This is a genomic window from Microlunatus spumicola (genome assembly GCF_039536445.1).
GTDB lineage: Bacteria > Actinomycetota > Actinomycetes > Propionibacteriales > Propionibacteriaceae > Microlunatus > Microlunatus spumicola.
Genome location: NZ_BAAAYR010000002.1, coordinates 342209 through 356939, shown reverse-complemented (window position 1 = coordinate 356939; position 14731 = coordinate 342209). Strand labels below are relative to the sequence as shown.

The following is a 14731-nucleotide window of genomic DNA, read 5'->3' as shown; positions in this document are numbered from 1 at the left end:
TCCGGGCCGTCCGGTGCCGTCAGCCGTACGTCTCGACGTCGCTGAACAGGCTGCTGACGGACTCGCCGTGGTGGATCCGGTGGATGGTCTCGGCGAAGAGCGGGGCGACGGAGCGGACGACGAGGTTGGGCAGCTCGCGGCTGCCGGTCTGCGGGACCGTGTCCGTGGTGACGATCTGGGTGATGCCGGGCTCGTGGAGGAGCCGCTCGATGGCCCGGCCGGTGAACAGGCCGTGCGTGCAGACCACGGACGCGGGGCCCGCGCCGGCCTGGCGCAGGACGCGCAGCAGCTCGACGATCGAGCCCGCCGTGGCGATCTCGTCGTCCAGCACGATCACGTCCTTGCCGGCCACGTCCCCGACGATGCTGTCGATCACCACGGTGTCGTCGCTGAGGCGCCGCTTGGAGCCGGCGGCGACGGGCACGCCGAGGTTCCGCGCGAACTCGGTCGCGACCTTCGCGTTGCCGAGGTCCGGCGAGACCACGACCGTGTTCGTCAGGTCGAAGCGGCGGAAGTGCGCGGCCAGCTCGAGGGTCGCGCTGAGGTGGTCGACGGGGACCGAGAAGAAGCCGTGCACCTGGGGTGCGTGCAGGGCCATGGTGAGGACGCGCGTCGCCCCGGCGGTCTGCAGCATGTCGGCCACGAGCCGCGCGCCGATCGAGATCCGCGGCGCGTCCTTCTTGTCGGAGCGCGCGTACGCGAAGTGCGGGATCACCGCGGTGATGTGGGCGGCCGAGGCGGCGCGGGCGGCGTCGAGCATGAGGAGCAGCTCGAAGAGGTTCTCCTGGACGGGGGGCACGAGCGGCTGGACGACGTACACGTCGCGGAGCCGGCAGTTGGCGCGCAGCTGCACCTGGAGGCAGTCGTTGCTGAACCGGCTGGTGCGCGACGGGCTGAGCTCCACGCCGAGGATGCGGCAGAGGTCCTCCGCGAACTCCGGGTGGGCCGAACCGCTGAACACGGTGATCTCGCCGGTCACGTCGTTCTCCTCGAGCTGGTCGTCCACGCGTCGGCGACAGCGGACCCCGCCCGCCCGTCCGCCGGTGCTGCGACAGTCTCTCCTGCGGCCCGGCCGCGCTCCGCCGCGGTGCGCCGGGAACCGTTCCCGAGCCCCGTTCCCCGCGTCCGAGGCGCGGATGGACCGACCAGCACGTGAGACAAGGGCTATTCCCTAGTATCACTACAGGCAATATGTAGGACGTGAGCCCGATGTCTCTGCGCCGCTGCTGTCCGCGGTCCCGCTCGCGGTCCTGAACCCGCTCCCGGTCGCTCCCGACCGGCCCGTGGTCCACCGAGCCGCACCCGTCCTCCCCGCCCGCTCGCCCTGCCTCCGGAGCCCCGCCATGCCTGCCACTGCCACCGCCCTGCCCAACCGACCGTCGCGGACCCCGTCCGCGCGTCCCCGACCCGCGCTGGCGCTCCTCGCGCTGCTGGTCACGGTGGTCGTCGCCGCCTGCACCCCGGCGTCGTCGTCCACCACCGACGCCGGGTCCGCGCCGACCTTCACCCTGCGGGTCGGCGCCACCTCGGTCACCGGGACGCCGTCCGGCAGCCTCGGGTGGGGCGACAAGACCGGGATCCTCGGCGACCGGCTCAAGGCCGCCGGGGTGAAGAAGATCGAGTACAGCTACTTCCAGTCCGGCAAGGACGTCGTCGCGGCCCTGCTCGGCGGTGCCGTCGACGTCGCCGTCGTCGGGGACAACCCGACCCTGACGGCCAAGGGCAACGGCGCCGACCTGCGGCTGCTGGCCTTCGACCAGGTCCACCAGGACGCCTGGCTGATCGGGGCCAAGAACGGCCCGACCACGATCGCCGGCCTGGCCGGACGTTCCGTGACCGCGCCGCAGGGGACCATCCGGGACCGTGCCGCCCGCCAGCTGATCGCGACCGCCGGCCTCACCGGCAAGGTCGAGGTCAAGGACGTGCCGACGCCCGAGTCCATCGCCGGCCTGAGCTCGGGCAGCGTCGACGCGACGATCGTCACCGGCACGGGCGCGGCCGACCTGGCCAACCGCGGCTACCCCGTGCTCGACAAGACCATGGCGCACGGGCTCGGCGCGGTCGGGACGACCGTGGCGCTGTCCTCCTTCGTCGACGGCCACCCGGGCTTCGAGGACGCCTGGCGCTCCGGGCTCACCGCGACGAACGCCGACGTCCGGGCCCACCTCGACGACTACACCGCCTGGGTCGCGCAGAACGACGGCGTCGACGTCGCCCTGGTCCGCCAGGTCACCACGGCCGACACCTTCAACAGGGAGGCCCTCCCGGCCGACGGGCTGGCCGAGCTGCAGGCCGCGTACGACTTCCTCGCCGCGGACGGGACGCTCAAGCAGCCGTTCGACCTGCAGCAGTGGGTGGGCCAGGCATGACGCTCACCTGGCCCTCGACCGCCGCGCGCGCCGCCCGCCGAGTGCCGCCGCCGGACACCGTCGCGCTGCAGGGCACCGTCGGCACGGTCGCCCCGCGGTTCACCGTGCCCCGCCGCGTACGCCGGCTGGCCGGGCCGCTGCTGCTCCTGGTCGTCTGGCAGCTCGGCTCGCTGCTCGGGCTGCTGGACCGCGACCTGATCCCGCCGCCGAGCGAGGTGCTTCGGGCCGGCTGGGACCTCCTGGCCAGCGGGCAGCTCCAGCGCCACGTCGGCCGCTCGCTCGTCCGGGTCGCCGAGGGCACCGCGCTCGGCGTGGTCCTCGGGGTGGCCGTCGCGCTGCTGGCCGGGTTCAGCAGGATCGGCGAGGACCTCCTCGACTCGACCATGCAGGTGCTCAAGGCCGTGCCGAACTTCGCCCTGACCCCGTTGCTGATCATCTTCATGGGGATCGGCGAGGGCCCGAAGGTCCTGCTGATCACGCTCGGCGTGGGCGTCGCGATCTACGTCAACACGTACGGCGGCATCCGCAACGTCGACCGCCAGCTCGTCGAGATGGCGCAGGTGCTCGGCGCCGGCCGCTCGCGCCTGGTGCGCGACGTGATCCTGCCGGGCGCGATGCCCGGCTTCCTGGTCGGGCTGCGGCTGGGCCTCAGCAGCGCCTGGCTGAGCCTGATCTTCGCCGAGACGATCAACACGACCGAGGGCATCGGCTTCCTGATGTCGCGCGCGCAGACGCTGCTGCAGTTCGACGTGTCGCTGCTCGTGATCGTGATCTACGCCGTCGCGGGCCTGCTGAGCTACGCGTTCGTCAAGCTGCTGGAGCGGCGGCTGCTGTCGTGGCGCCTCGGCTTCGAGGGGGTCTGATGACCGGCGCGGTGACCGTGCGCGGCGTCGGCCGCACGTTCGGCGAGCAGCACGTGCTGGCCGGGCTCGACCTCGATGTCGCGCCCGGCGAGTTCGTCGCCCTGCTCGGCCACAGCGGCTCGGGCAAGAGCACCCTGCTGCGGGTCCTGGCCGGTCTGGACCGGGAGTTCTCGGGGACCGTCGAGGTCCCCCGGAACCGTTCCGTCGTCTTCCAGAACCCCCGCCTGCTGCCCTGGCGCCGCGCGCTCGCGAACGTCGCCTTCGCGCTCGACGGGCCGGACCCGGCGGACCGGGCGCGGCGGGCGCTGGCCGAGGTCGGGCTGGCGGGCAAGACCGACGCCTGGCCGCTGACCCTGTCGGGCGGCGAGGCCCAGCGCGTGTCGCTCGCCCGGGCCCTCGTACGGGAGCCCCGGCTGCTGCTGCTCGACGAGCCGTTCGGCGCGCTGGACGCGCTGACGCGGCTGAAGATGTACGGGCTGCTGCGCCAGCTGTGGGACGCCCACCGCCCGGCGGTTTTGCACGTCACCCACGACGTCGACGAGGCCGTGCTGCTCGCCGACCGGGTGCTGGTGCTGTCCGACGGCCGGATCAGCCTCGACCTCGAGGTGGCCCTGCCCCGCCCGCGCAGCCGGACGGCGCCCGGCTTCGGTGCCCTGCGCGACCGCCTGCTCGCCGAGCTCGGCGTGGAGGAGCAGGTCGGGGCGCCCGCGGAGGACGCCGCGTGAGCGGCACCCGGGGCCGCGGGGCGACCCGGCCGGCCGGCGTCGCCGACGGGCCCGCGCACGAGCTGGAGACGGACGTCCTCGTGCTCGGTGGGGGACCGGCGGGCACGTGGGCCGCCGTGTCGGCGGCGGAGCAGGGCGTCCGGGTCGTGCTGGCCGACAAGGGCTGGTGCGGCACGAGCGGCGCGACCGCGTCCGGGGGCAACAACCTGTGGGCCGTCCCGCCCGGCGCGGCCCGCGAGGACGCGCTGCGGGCCCGCGAGGCGATCGCGGGCGGGCTGACCGACGTCGGCTGGATGGACCGGGTGCTCGACCAGACCTGGCGCCGCCTGGACGACCTCGGGACCTGGGGCTACCCCTTCCCCCGCGAAGCGGACGGGACCGAGCACCGCACCAGCCTCCAGGGCCCCGAGTACATGCGGCGGATGCGCCGGCGGGTGCACCGCAGCGGCGTGACGATCCTCGACCACCACCCGGCGCTCGAGCTGCTGGCCGACGCCGACGGGGCCGTGGTCGGCGCGGCGGGCCTGGCCCGGCAGCAGGGCCTTGCGCCCTGGCGGGTCCGCGCCCGCGCCGTGGTGCTGGCGACCGGGGGCTGCGCCTTCCTGTCCGGCGGCTTCGGCACGAACGTCGACACCGGCGACGGCCAGCTGATGGCGGCGGAGGCCGGGGCGGAGCTGTCGGGGATGGAGTTCTCCACCGCGTACGCCCTCTCGGCCGCCTGGGGCGTCCACACGAAGGGTCTGATGCTCAAGTTCGCCTCCTACTACGACGCCGACGGCACCCGGCTGGAGCCGCCGCCCGGTGTGCACGGCCGGGCGTTCGCGGCGCGGCTGCTGACCGAGGGCGTCGAGGTGCACGCCCGCCTCGACCAGGCCCCGCCGCACCTGCGGGCGGCGATGCGCGAGGCGCAGCCGAACTACTTCGTGCCGCTGGAGAAGGCGGGCGTCGACCCGTTCGAGGACCGCTACCCGCTCCGGATGGTCTACGAGGGCACGGTCCGCGGGACCGGCGGGCTGCGCGTCGTCGACGAGGGCTGCGCGACGACGGTGCCCGGCCTGCACGTGGCCGGGGACGCGGCGACGCGCGAGCTCGTGACGGGCTCGATCAGCGGCGGCGGCAGCCACAACGGCGCCTGGGCGATCTCGAGCGGGACCTTCGCGGGGCGCGGGGCGGCGGCGACCGCCCGCGCCCGTCGCGGTCCGGTGGCCCCCGGCGAACCGCTCGGCCGCGTCGGCCTGCGGCCCGGCGGTCGCGTCGACCCCGAGGCCGCCGACGCCGTCGTCGCCGCGGTGCAGGAGGAGGTGCTCCCGCCCGCGCTGACGGCCCGGCGCGACGGCGTACGGCTGGCGGTCACCGGCCGTCGGCTGGAGACCGTGTGGACGCAGGCCGGCGACGCGCTCGGCGGCGAGGGCCGGGACGCCCTGCGGGCCCGGCGGGCGGCCGCGCTGACCGCGAACGCCCGGTGGGTCACGGCGGCCGCGCTCGCCCGCCCCGAGACCCGGGGCATGCACCGGCGCACCGACCGGCCCGACGTCGACCCGGGCTGGGGCCACCGGCTCCTGGTCGGCGGGCTCGACCGGGTCTGGACCCGGCCCGACCCGGTCCTGCCGCGGCTGGTGGACGGGACGCCCGTGGCGGTCCCGGCTCCGCAGGCCGCGGCCCCGACGGCGTACGAGCAGCGGAGGGCCTCGTGATCGAGGTGGTGAGCAGCAGCCGGTGCGTCGCCTGCGACGTCTGCATCGAGGTGTGCCCGACGGACGTGTTCGAGCGCGGTGAGGACGGCGTGCCGGTCATCGCCCGGCAGTCCGACTGCCAGAGCTGCTTCATGTGCGAGGCGTACTGCCCGACCGACGCCCTCTACGTCGCGCCCCTGGCGGGACCGGCGCCGGCGGGCAGCGTCCACACCGACGAGGAGGCGCTCGTGGCCTCCGGCGCGCTCGGTTCCTACCGTGAGGTGCTCGGCTGGGGACGCGGGCGGACGGCCGGGGCACGACGGGACAAGAACCACCTCTTCACGGCGGGCGGCGGCTAGCGCGTGCCGCCTGCTCCCGGTGGAGCGGGGAGATACGCCCTAGGGTCGCACCCATGAGAGAGGTGCCGCCGCGCACGACGGTCCCGCACCTGTTCCTGCAGCGCGAGCTCGTCCGGCACCCGTCGGCCATCCTGCTGGTGACGCAGCTGGTCGGCGTGCTGCTCTACGCGACCAACGACGCGCAGGCCGCGGGCTGGCGCGTCACCTTCGAGGTGTTCGGGGCCCTGGTCCTCGGCCTGGCCATCTGGGCCGTGCGCGACCAGCCGGGCCCGACCTGGCTCGCCGTCGTCCTCGGTGTCACCGCGTCCGGGCTGTCGATCGCGGCCGCCGTCACCGGCTCGGGCGGGCTGACGCTCGCCGGCGCGGTCGTGCACGCCCTGTTCTACTTCTGGGCCGCCAGCAGCATGCTCGGCTACATGCTGTCCGACAGCGACGTCACGCGCGACGAGCTGTGGGCGGTCGGGGCGACGTTCACCCTGGTGGCGTGGGCGTTCGCGTACGTCTTCTCCGGCCTGCAGCAGGTCGTGCCGGGCAGCTTCACGGCGGCGGTCGACCCGGACGCCCCGCGGACCTGGTTGGAGCTGCTGTTCCTCAGCTTCACCAACCTGTCGAGCACCGGCCTGTCCGACGTGGTCCCGGTCCTGCCGCAGGCGCGCGCCGTGGTCATGATCGAGCAGCTGGCCGGGCTGGCCTACGTGGCGCTGTTCGTCTCGCGGGTGGTCGGGCTGACGCTCAACCGGAAGCGGATGACGCATCCCGAGGCGGGGGAGCAGGTGCGGCGGGAGACTGCAGGGACAGACCCGCGACCTGGCCGATGACGGTCACGGCGGGGGCGCGGACGGCCGCCTCCTCGCCGAGCCGGGCGATGTCGGCCACGGTCCCGGTCACCGAGCGCTGACCGGGCAGCCCCGCCTCCATGACGGTGACCGCCGGCGTGGTGGCCGTCATCCCCTGGGCTACCAGCTCCGCGGTGATCGCGGGCAGCGTCGCGATGCCCATCAGCACGACGAGGGTCGTGCCGCTGCGGGCCAGCGCGCCCCAGTCGAGGGTGGAGCCCGGGTCGCCGGGCGGCAGGTGCCCGGACACGACGGTGAAGCCCTGGGTCAGGGTGCGGTGGGTCAGCGGCACACCCGCGAGGGCCGGCCCGCTCAGCGCGGAGGACACCCCCGGGATCACCTCGACGGGCAGCCCCGCCTCCACGCAGGCCTGCCACTCCTCGCCGCCGCGCCCGAAGACGAAGGGGTCGCCGCCCTTGAGCCGGACCACGCGCTTGCCGGCGCGGGCGTGCTCGACCAGCAGCTCGTTGATGCGCTCCTGCGACGTGAAGGCCCCACGCGGGATCTTGGCGACGTCGATGACCTCGGCGTGCGCGGGCGCCTCGTCGAGCACGGCGAGCGGGGCCAGTCGGTCGGTCACGACCACGTCGGCGCCACGGACGGCCGCGAGCCCGGCGACCGTGATGAGGCCGGGGTTACCCGGGCCGCCCCCGACGAGCACGACGGAGCCCTGACGGCGTACGGGCGACGGCGCCTCGGACCGGCGGCTGCCGACGAGCGGGATCCCGAGCTCGACGCACCACGCGCGGACGGCCTCGTCGAGCGCGGGGTCGGCGACGACGACGAGGTGGGCGGCGCCCAGGTCGACCGGGCTGGGGGAGCGGCGTTCGAGGCCGATCTGACCGCGTTCGGCCAGGTCGACGAGCGAGTCGACGGGTGCGTGACCGACGACCCGGACCACGGCGCCGGCGTTCAGCAGCGAGCGCACCGGGCCGAGGGCGTCGGCGCCCGCGCCGGCGACGAGCACGGCGCAGCCCGTCAGCTCGAGGTTCGCGGTGAAGCTCATGCCAGGCACCGTGCCACGGCGGCGGCGAAGGCGGCGCTGGTCTCCGCGTCGCGGACGGCCACGCGGAGCCAGTCGGCGTGCAGCCCCGGGAACGTCTCCCCCCGGCGCACGGCCCACCCCTGGTCCCGCAGGGCCAGCCGCAGCCAGCCGCGCGGGCGGTCGGGACGCAGCCCGCTGGTGTCGAGCAGGAGGAACGGGGCCCGGGACGCCGCGACCGGCTCCAGGCCCAGCGGGGCGAGGGCGTCGACGAGGGCCCGGCGGCGACCCTCGAGGCGGGAGGCGGCGTCGGCCGCCTCCGCGCGGGCGGCCGGGGCCAGGCAGGCGGCGGTGGCGGCCAGGGCCGGGGACGACACGGACCACGGCGGCTGCTGCGCGCGGAGGCGCTCGACGAGCGCCGGGTCGCCGACCACGTAGCCCGCCCGCAGGCCCGCCAGCCCCCAGGTCTTGGTCAGCGAGCGGAGCACGAGCACGCCGGGCAGGTCGGCGGCGGCGAGCGAGGCGGGTTCGCCGGGCACGGCGTCCATGAAGGCCTCGTCGACGACGAGGACGCGCTCAGGCCGGGCCAGCGCCCGGAGGGTGTCGGCGTGGTGCAGCACGCTCGTGGGGTTCGTCGGGTTGCCCACCACGACCAGGTCGGCGTCCTCCGGCACCTGGTCGGCGTGCAGGACGAAGCCCTCGTCTGCGCTCAGCAGCAGCCGCTCGACCCGGTGGCCGGCGGCCAGCAGGGCGGCCTCGGGTTCCGTGAACTGGGGATGGACGACGACCGCCCGCCGGGGCGTGAAGGCCCGCGCGACCAGGGTGAACGCCTCCGCGCCGCCGGCCGTGGGCAGCACCCGGTCGAGGTCGACGCCGTGCGCGGCCGCGATCGCCTTGCTCGCCTCGTCCGTCCGCGGGTAGCTCCCGAGCGTGGCCGTCGCCGCGTTCACGACGTCCTGCAGCCAGCGCGGGGGAGCCGCGGTGCTGACGTTCACGGCGAGGTCGACGAGGCCCTCGGTCGCGTCCCGGTCGCCGTGGTGGTCGAGGTCGTGCTCGTCGCTGTGCTCGCTGTTGCTCCGGGCCTCGGGCTGCGGGGTCGTCCGGGCGTGGTGGTCGTGGACCGCGTCCGCGAACCGTTGCGCGAGCCGGGGGTGCCCGGCCCAGTGGATGTGCTGGTAGGACGCGTGCAGGGTCGCGCCGCCGAGGCCGGCGGGGTCGAGGCTGAAGCCGTACGCGTGCCCGTCCGCCAGCCAGGCGGCCCCCTCGCCCCGGGTCGCGTCACCCCGTTCCGGGGTGACGGTGGTGCGGTGGAACTCGTGCCCGGTCGCGCGGGTGCCGGCCGGGCCGAGCAGGCCGTCCTCCGGGGCGACGAGGGCCTGGTAGCGCAGGGTCAGCTTCGGCGTCATCACGGCCTCGGCGTCCAGCGCCCCGACCATCGGCACGCGGTCGACCCTGCGGCAGAGGTAGAGCAGGCCGGCGCACTCGGCGACCGTGGGCAGGCCGGCCGCGACGGCCTCGGCGATGTCGGCGCGGAGGGCTGCGTTCGCGCTGAGCTCGGTGGCGTGGACCTCCGGGAAGCCGCCGCCGAGGTAGAGCCCGGAGGTGCCCTCGGGCAGGGCCTGGTCGACGAGGGGGTCGATCTCGACCGGTTCGCAGCCGGCCGCGCGCAGCAGCTCCTCGGTCTCCGCGTAGCGGAACGTGAAGGCACGGCCGGCCGCGACGGCGATCCGGGGGCGGGCCGCGGAGGGCGGGTGGACCTCGGCGGCCGGGTCCCAGGCCGTGGCGGTGAGCGGCGGCGCGCCGTGGGCGACGGCGAGGACCGCGGAGAGGTCGACTTGGGCGCTGACCTGCTCGGCGAGGCGGCGTACGGTCTCGGCCGCCTGCTCGCGCTCGCCCGCGGGCACGAGCCCGAGGTGGCGCGACGGGGCCTCGATGCCGGCGTCGCGGGGGAGCACGCCGAGCACGGGCAGGCCGGTCGCCTCGAGCGCGGCGGTGATCTCGTCGACCAGCCGGGCCGAGCCGGCCTTGTTCAGGATGACGCCGGACAGGCGGGTGCCCGGCTCGAAGGTGTGGAGGCCGTGCACGAGCGCGGCGGTCGTCCGGGCCATCCGCGAGATGTCGACGACGACGACCAGCGGTGCGTCGATCAGCCCGGCGACGTGGGCGGTGGACGCGAACCCCTCGCCCCCCATCCGGCCGTCGAAGAGCCCCATGACGCCCTCGACGACGGCGACGTCGGCGGGTTCAGGGAAGGCGGAACCGTGCAGCAGCAGCGGCGCGAGCTGGTCGGCCCGGCAGAGGTGCGGGTCGAGGTTCCGTCCGGGACGGCCGGTCGCGAGCGCGTGGTAGCCCGGGTCGATGTAGTCCGGCCCGACCTTGAACCCCGCGACCTCGAGCCCCTCCGCCCGCAGCGCGCCCATGAGCCCGGTCGCCACGGTCGTCTTCCCGTGCCCGGAGGCGGGGGCGGTGACGACGAGGCGGGGGAGGACGGTGGCCACCGGTGAGCCTGCAGACGTTCCCTGAGCCTGTCGAAGCGGTGTCCTGAGCTCGTCGAAGGCGGCCCCGGAGGGGTTGGCGTCCCCGGGCACTGTGCCCGGAAGCTCGGTACTCACCACGGCAGATCTGCCGTGGTCAGTACCGGACTTTCACGTTTACGTGAAAGTCCTGGGACAGGAGGGGCGAGGGGCTTCGCTACGACGGCGGGGTTCACCACTCGATGCCTCGCTGGCCCTTCTGGCCCTGCTCGAAGGGGTGCTTGACCTGGGTCATGTCGGTGACCAGGTCGGCGACCTCGACGAGGCGGGGGTCGGCGCGGCGGCCGGTGATAATCACGTGCTGCTGCCCGGTGCGGTTGGCGAGGGTGTCGATCACGTCGTCGGTGTCGACCCAGCCCCACTGCATCGGGTAGGTGAACTCGTCCAGCACGTAGAGCGTGTGGGTCTCGGCGGCGAGGCGGCGCTTGATCTCCGCCCAGCCCTCCGCGGCGGCGCGGGCGTGGTCGTCCTCGGTGCCGGCCTTGCGCGTCCAGGACCAGCCGGCGCCCATCTTGTGCCACTCCACGGGGCCGCCCTGGCCGGTCTGCGCGTGCAGCTCGCCGAGCGTCTCGAGGACGGTCTGCTCCCCGATCCGCCACTTGGCCGACTTCACGAACTGGAAGACCCCGATCGACCAGCCCTGGTTCCACCCGCGCATCGCCAGCCCGAACGCGGCCGTCGACTTGCCCTTGCCGTCGCCGGTGTGGACGACCAGCAGCGGCCGGTTCCGGCGCTGCTTGGTGGTCAGCCCGTCGTCCGGCGTCTGCTCGACGCGTCCCTCGGGCATCAGGCGGCCCTTCCCTGCGTCTTGCGGAGGGCGGGGTCGAGCGCCGCGCGCTCGGTGCGGACCGCGTCCACGAGGCTCCCGGCCGCGACCTCGCCGAGCTTCACGTGGTCGGCGCCGAGGCGTACGGCGAGGTCCGCGGCGAGGCCAAGGGTCATCCGGCCGGTCTCGCAGTCGATGACCAGAGCGCTGACGCCGGTCGCCCGGAGCAGCTCGGCGGCCTGGCGCGAACGCGCCACCGCGTCCGGGCCCGAGGTGGCGCGACCGTCGGTGACGACGACCAGCAGCGGCCGGCGGCGCGGGTCGCGCAACCGCTCGAGACGCAGCGTCTCCGCGGCGCGGAGCAGGCCCTCGGCCAGCGGCGTACGCCCCCCGCTGGGCAGGTCGGTCAGCCGGCGGGCGGCGACCTCGACCGAGGACGTGGGCGGGAGGGCGAGGACGGCCTCGTTCCCGCGGAACGTCACCAGCCCCACCTTGTCGCGGCGCTGGTAGGCGTCGAGGAGCAACGAGAGGACCGCGGTCTTGACCGCCGCCATCCGCTTGCGGGCGGCCATCGAACCGGAGGCGTCGACGGCCAGCAGGACGAGGTTGGACTCACGCCCCTCGGTCACCGCGTGCCGCAGATCGGTCCCCACGAGCTGGAGCCGGCCGCCCGGCGTACGCCCGCGCACGCCCTGGTGCGGGGCCGCGGCCCGGACGGTCGCGCTGAGGTGCAGCGGCCGGTGCTCGCCGTCGGGCAGCGTCGAGCCGACGGTGCGCCCGGTCGTCGTCACGGCCCGGCTGCGACGTCCGGCCGTGCCCGTCCCGACGCCGCGCGCGGTGAACAACCGCGTGCGGTAGGCCTGGCCCGGCGCGGCGACCGACAGCGCGACGGCCTGCGGCGCGGGGGCCTGCTCGTCCGGTGTCGACGGTTCGGCCGGTGAGGTGGAGGGCTCCGGCTCACGGTCCTGCGGCTGGCCGTTCCCGTCGCCGGTGCTGCTCGGTCCGTCCTGGGGACCGGGGCCCGGCGGGGTCGCGGGCGGGTCGCCGGCCTGGGCGTCGCCCGGGTCGGTCGCGTCGCCCGTGCCCTCGGAGTCGTCGGGCGCGTTGCCCGGTGGCGGCTCCTCCGGCGGGGGAGGGTCGTCGTCGCCGAGCAGCTGGTCGAGCAGGTCCTCGTCGAGGCCGGGCGCGTCGAACGGGTTGCGCCGGCGGCGGTGCGGCAGCGAGAGCCGGGCCGCGGCGCGGATGTCGGCCTTGGTCACGCGGTCGCGGCCGTGCCAGGCCGCGTGGGCGACGGCCGCGCGGGCGGTGACGAGGTCGGCCCGGAGGCCGTCGACCTCGAACGCCGCGCACACCTGCGCGATGAGCAGCAGCTCGGCGTCGCCCAGCTCGACGTGCCCGACCAGCGCCTGCGCGCGGGCGAGGCGTTCGCGCACCTCGGTCTCCGCGTCGGCCCAGCTCGCCACGAACGTGTCCGGGTCGGCGTCGTACGCCATCCGCCGCCGGACGACCTCGGCGCGCAGCACGGGGTCCCGGGGTGCAGCGACCTCGACGGTCAGCCCGAAGCGGTCGAGCAGCTGCGGGCGGAGCTCGCCCTCCTCGGGGTTCATGGTGCCGACGAGGACCAGGCGGGAGGCGTGGGCGATGGAGACGCCCTCACGCTCGACCGTCGAACGTCCGGTCGCCGCCGCGTCGAGCAGCAGGTCGACGAGGTGGTCGTGGAGGAGGTTGACCTCGTCGACGTAGAGCAGCCCGCGGTGAGCCGCAGCCAGCAGCCCGGGGGAGTAGACGACGTCACCCGCGCCGAGCGCCTGGCGCAGGTCCAGCGAGCCGATGACCCGGTCCTCGGTGGCGCCGACCGGGAGCTCCACGAGCTTGGCGGGCCGGCTCGTGGAGACGACCGGGTCATGCGGTCCGTCGGGGCAGCTGGGGTCAGGGTCGGTCGGGTCGCAGCTGAACCGGCACCCTTCGACCACGGCGACCGGGGGCAGCACGGCGGCGAGCGCGCGCACGGTCGTGGTCTTGGCGGTGCCCTTCTCGCCGCGGACGAGGACGCCGCCGACCTCGGGCGACACGGTGGTCAGCACCAGGGCGAGGGCGAGGTCCTCCGAGCCGACGACGGCGGAGAAGGGGAACGTGCGCGAGGCGCGGGCGGTGCGCGCCGTCGGGGGAGCAGGCATGTGCGGGTAGGACCCTCCTGCGGGTGTCCTCGCCCGCGTCCGTGGGTGTGCCACGCAGCAGACGTCCTGACTTCCGGGGGTCACCCGGTCACAGTGGCGGGACCGCTCCGGAGTCGCACCGGATTCCTCTGCTCGCGCTGCGCCCGATCATGTCACAGGGCTACAGGCCCTCCGGAACCGAAGAGCATGAGCAGGCCAACGACGATCAGGTTCAGCCCGTAGCCGACGTGCTGCAGCCCTACCTGCCGGACCAGACCGGGGCGTAGATCGTCCTCTGAGGCTTGCTACAGACCGTGACCGAGTGACCGTTCTTCGTGAAGCGGATCAGCTGATCTCTGTCGTCGGATCGCTCTCGAACGGCGACGAGAGAGTTCCCGTCTGTTGACCAGCTCGCTTTTTGAGCATTGCCGACCAAGCGCTTCGGGTTCCCTCCCGCTGCCGAGATCTTGAAGACGCTCTTCTCGTCGTCCTTCTCGCGGGAGAAGGCCAGCGTTCGGGAATCGGGCGCCCATGCGGGATCTGTGTCGCGGGAGCCGGACATCGACGTCAGCTGCTTCGGCTCTCGATCCGACGCAAGATCGAGCACGAAGATCGCTCCGCCCGGATACCCAGCGACGTCGGTGTCAGAGCTTCCCCAGTAGGCCAGGTACCGGCCGTCCGGGGAGAGTGAAGGATCGTCGAGCTTGCTTGACGTCGTGTCGAACCTTCTGACGACGAGGCCCTGAAGATCGATGAGCTCGAAGAAGTCGTGGTAGTCGGTCTGGTTCTCAGCCGGCCTGTCACGGCATTGAAGCAGGAGGTGGCCGTTGTCGACCTTGCTGATCGAGACATGGCGCACGTACTTGCAGGTGTCGTTCGCTCTGAAGACGATCCGACCGTTGTTCCCGTCGGCGTCCGAGACGTGCACGTTCCCGCTCGGGTCGGAGAAGTAGACGAGTCGACGATCTGCCGTGATGGTGGGCGTCCCGGCGCCGAAGCCATCAGCGGTCAGCCGTGTCAAGACGCGCCCCGAGCCCACGTCCATCACAGCCAGATACGTCGGGTCCTTTGTCGCTGACAGCGGCACGACAACGGCGAAGAGAGGAATTGGTGAGACGGACGCTGCCTGCGCTTGAGGATGGACGTACTCGTTCCACAGCAGGTGTGCCCGGTTCCACCAGAGCGGCGCGTCCGACAGGAAGAACACGCTTGGAAGAACGGCGGCGAGGACGCCGACCAGGATCTTGCCGGCGAGTGAGGATCTCCGGGGTCGACGTCTTGGCTTTTCGTCAGAGCGAAGACGCGTCAGATCGTCAGCTGTGTCCACGGCAGTCCCTTGTCCCCCAGCCGACGCCGCCCCCGGCGTCGGACGACAGTGAGCGCGTACGCCGGCTGTCAATCCGAACAGTGAACCGTACGAACGCCGTAATACTCGGGGAGAAGTTTTCAGGTTTCGCTCGGTGAGATT

General features: G+C 74.2%; 12 protein-coding genes, 1 pseudogene and 1 riboswitch. Of the genes and pseudogenes, 6 read left to right on the top strand and 7 right to left on the bottom strand.

Annotated elements, in window-relative coordinates; all coding sequences use genetic code 11:
* Positions 1–19: 19 nt before the first annotated feature.
* Positions 20–1006: a ribose-phosphate diphosphokinase gene (locus ABD665_RS10615; RefSeq protein WP_344742248.1), complete on the bottom strand. Its 987-nt coding sequence runs from the start codon at positions 1004–1006 to the stop codon at positions 20–22.
* A 337-nt stretch (positions 1007–1343) separates the two neighbouring features.
* On the opposite strand from ABD665_RS10615, the gene ABD665_RS10610 reads away from it, so the two are divergent.
* Genes ABD665_RS10610 through ABD665_RS10585 form a run of 6 tightly spaced genes read left to right on the top strand, consistent with a single transcriptional unit; the run spans position 1344 to position 6807 of the window.
* Positions 1344–2369 carry an ABC transporter substrate-binding protein gene (locus ABD665_RS10610; protein ID WP_204910686.1) on the top strand — a complete coding sequence of 342 codons (1026 nt, stop codon included), beginning with the start codon at positions 1344–1346 and terminating at the stop codon, positions 2367–2369.
* Entirely contained in the window at positions 2366–3232 is an 867-nt protein-coding gene (locus tag ABD665_RS10605) for an ABC transporter permease subunit (protein ID WP_204910687.1), read from the top strand. Before ABD665_RS10610 ends, ABD665_RS10605 begins: the two co-directional genes overlap by 4 nt.
* On the top strand, positions 3232–3957 hold the full coding sequence (locus ABD665_RS10600) for an ATP-binding cassette domain-containing protein (protein WP_204910688.1): 726 nt from the start codon (positions 3232–3234) through the stop codon (positions 3955–3957). The genes ABD665_RS10605 and ABD665_RS10600 overlap by 1 nt, the downstream gene beginning before the upstream one ends.
* On the top strand, positions 3954–5651 hold the full coding sequence (locus ABD665_RS10595; RefSeq protein WP_204910689.1) for an FAD-binding protein: 1698 nt from the start codon (positions 3954–3956) through the stop codon (positions 5649–5651). Before ABD665_RS10600 ends, ABD665_RS10595 begins: the two co-directional genes overlap by 4 nt.
* Positions 5648–5989, top strand: a complete 342-nt coding sequence (locus tag ABD665_RS10590) for a 4Fe-4S dicluster domain-containing protein (RefSeq protein WP_204910690.1) — start codon at positions 5648–5650, stop codon at positions 5987–5989. The genes ABD665_RS10595 and ABD665_RS10590 overlap by 4 nt, the downstream gene beginning before the upstream one ends.
* A 53-nt stretch (positions 5990–6042) precedes the next feature.
* Positions 6043–6807, top strand: a complete 765-nt coding sequence (locus tag ABD665_RS10585; protein WP_204910691.1) for a two pore domain potassium channel family protein — start codon at positions 6043–6045, stop codon at positions 6805–6807.
* Here the strand turns inward: ABD665_RS10585 and cobA are convergent.
* The 6 genes and pseudogenes from cobA to ABD665_RS10555 form a co-directional block, all read right to left on the bottom strand.
* Positions 6722–7549 carry a uroporphyrinogen-III C-methyltransferase gene (gene cobA, locus ABD665_RS10580; RefSeq protein WP_344742411.1) on the bottom strand — a complete coding sequence of 276 codons (828 nt, stop codon included), beginning with the start codon at positions 7547–7549 and terminating at the stop codon, positions 6722–6724. The two genes, ABD665_RS10585 and cobA, sit on opposite strands and share 86 nt — an antisense overlap.
* Positions 7550–7552: 3 nt before the next feature.
* A pseudogene (locus ABD665_RS10575) lies at positions 7553–7831 on the bottom strand (NAD(P)-dependent oxidoreductase); the annotation flags it as partial.
* The gene (gene cobBC / locus ABD665_RS10570; protein ID WP_204910693.1) at positions 7828–10305 is read right to left on the bottom strand and encodes a bifunctional hydrogenobyrinic acid a,c-diamide synthase/histidinol phosphate aminotransferase CobBC; all 2478 of its coding nucleotides are present in this window, start codon (positions 10303–10305) and stop codon (positions 7828–7830) included. The pseudogene ABD665_RS10575 and the gene cobBC, both read right to left, overlap by 4 nt.
* Positions 10306–10513: 208 nt before the next feature.
* Entirely contained in the window at positions 10514–11128 is a 615-nt protein-coding gene (gene cobO, locus ABD665_RS10565) for a cob(I)yrinic acid a,c-diamide adenosyltransferase (RefSeq protein WP_204910694.1), read from the bottom strand.
* Positions 11128–13284, bottom strand: coding sequence for a VWA domain-containing protein (locus ABD665_RS10560; RefSeq protein ID WP_204910695.1), 2157 nt, complete (start codon positions 13282–13284; stop codon positions 11128–11130). Before ABD665_RS10560 ends, cobO begins: the two co-directional genes overlap by 1 nt.
* A 49-nt stretch (positions 13285–13333) precedes the next feature.
* Positions 13334–13425, bottom strand: a riboswitch (adenosylcobalamin (AdoCbl) riboswitch).
* A gap of 97 nt (positions 13426–13522) precedes the next feature.
* Positions 13523–14590, bottom strand: a complete 1068-nt coding sequence (locus ABD665_RS10555) for a PD40 domain-containing protein (RefSeq protein WP_204910696.1) — start codon at positions 14588–14590, stop codon at positions 13523–13525.
* Positions 14591–14731 lie beyond the last annotated feature (141 nt).

Bases quoted from the DNA above. Each gene is read 5' to 3' on its own strand.
- ABD665_RS10610 (WP_204910686.1), top strand. From the start codon at position 1,344: ATGCCTGCCACTGCCACCGCCCTGCCCAACCGACCGTCGCGGACCCCG.
- ABD665_RS10605 (WP_204910687.1), top strand. From the start codon at position 2,366: ATGACGCTCACCTGGCCCTCGACCGCCGCGCGCGCCGCCCGCCGAGTG.
- ABD665_RS10600 (WP_204910688.1), top strand. From the start codon at position 3,232: ATGACCGGCGCGGTGACCGTGCGCGGCGTCGGCCGCACGTTCGGCGAG.
- ABD665_RS10585 (WP_204910691.1), top strand. From the start codon at position 6,043: ATGAGAGAGGTGCCGCCGCGCACGACGGTCCCGCACCTGTTCCTGCAG.
- cobO (WP_204910694.1), bottom strand. From the start codon at position 11,128: ATGCCCGAGGGACGCGTCGAGCAGACGCCGGACGACGGGCTGACCACC.
- ABD665_RS10560 (WP_204910695.1), bottom strand. From the start codon at position 13,284: ATGCCTGCTCCCCCGACGGCGCGCACCGCCCGCGCCTCGCGCACGTTC.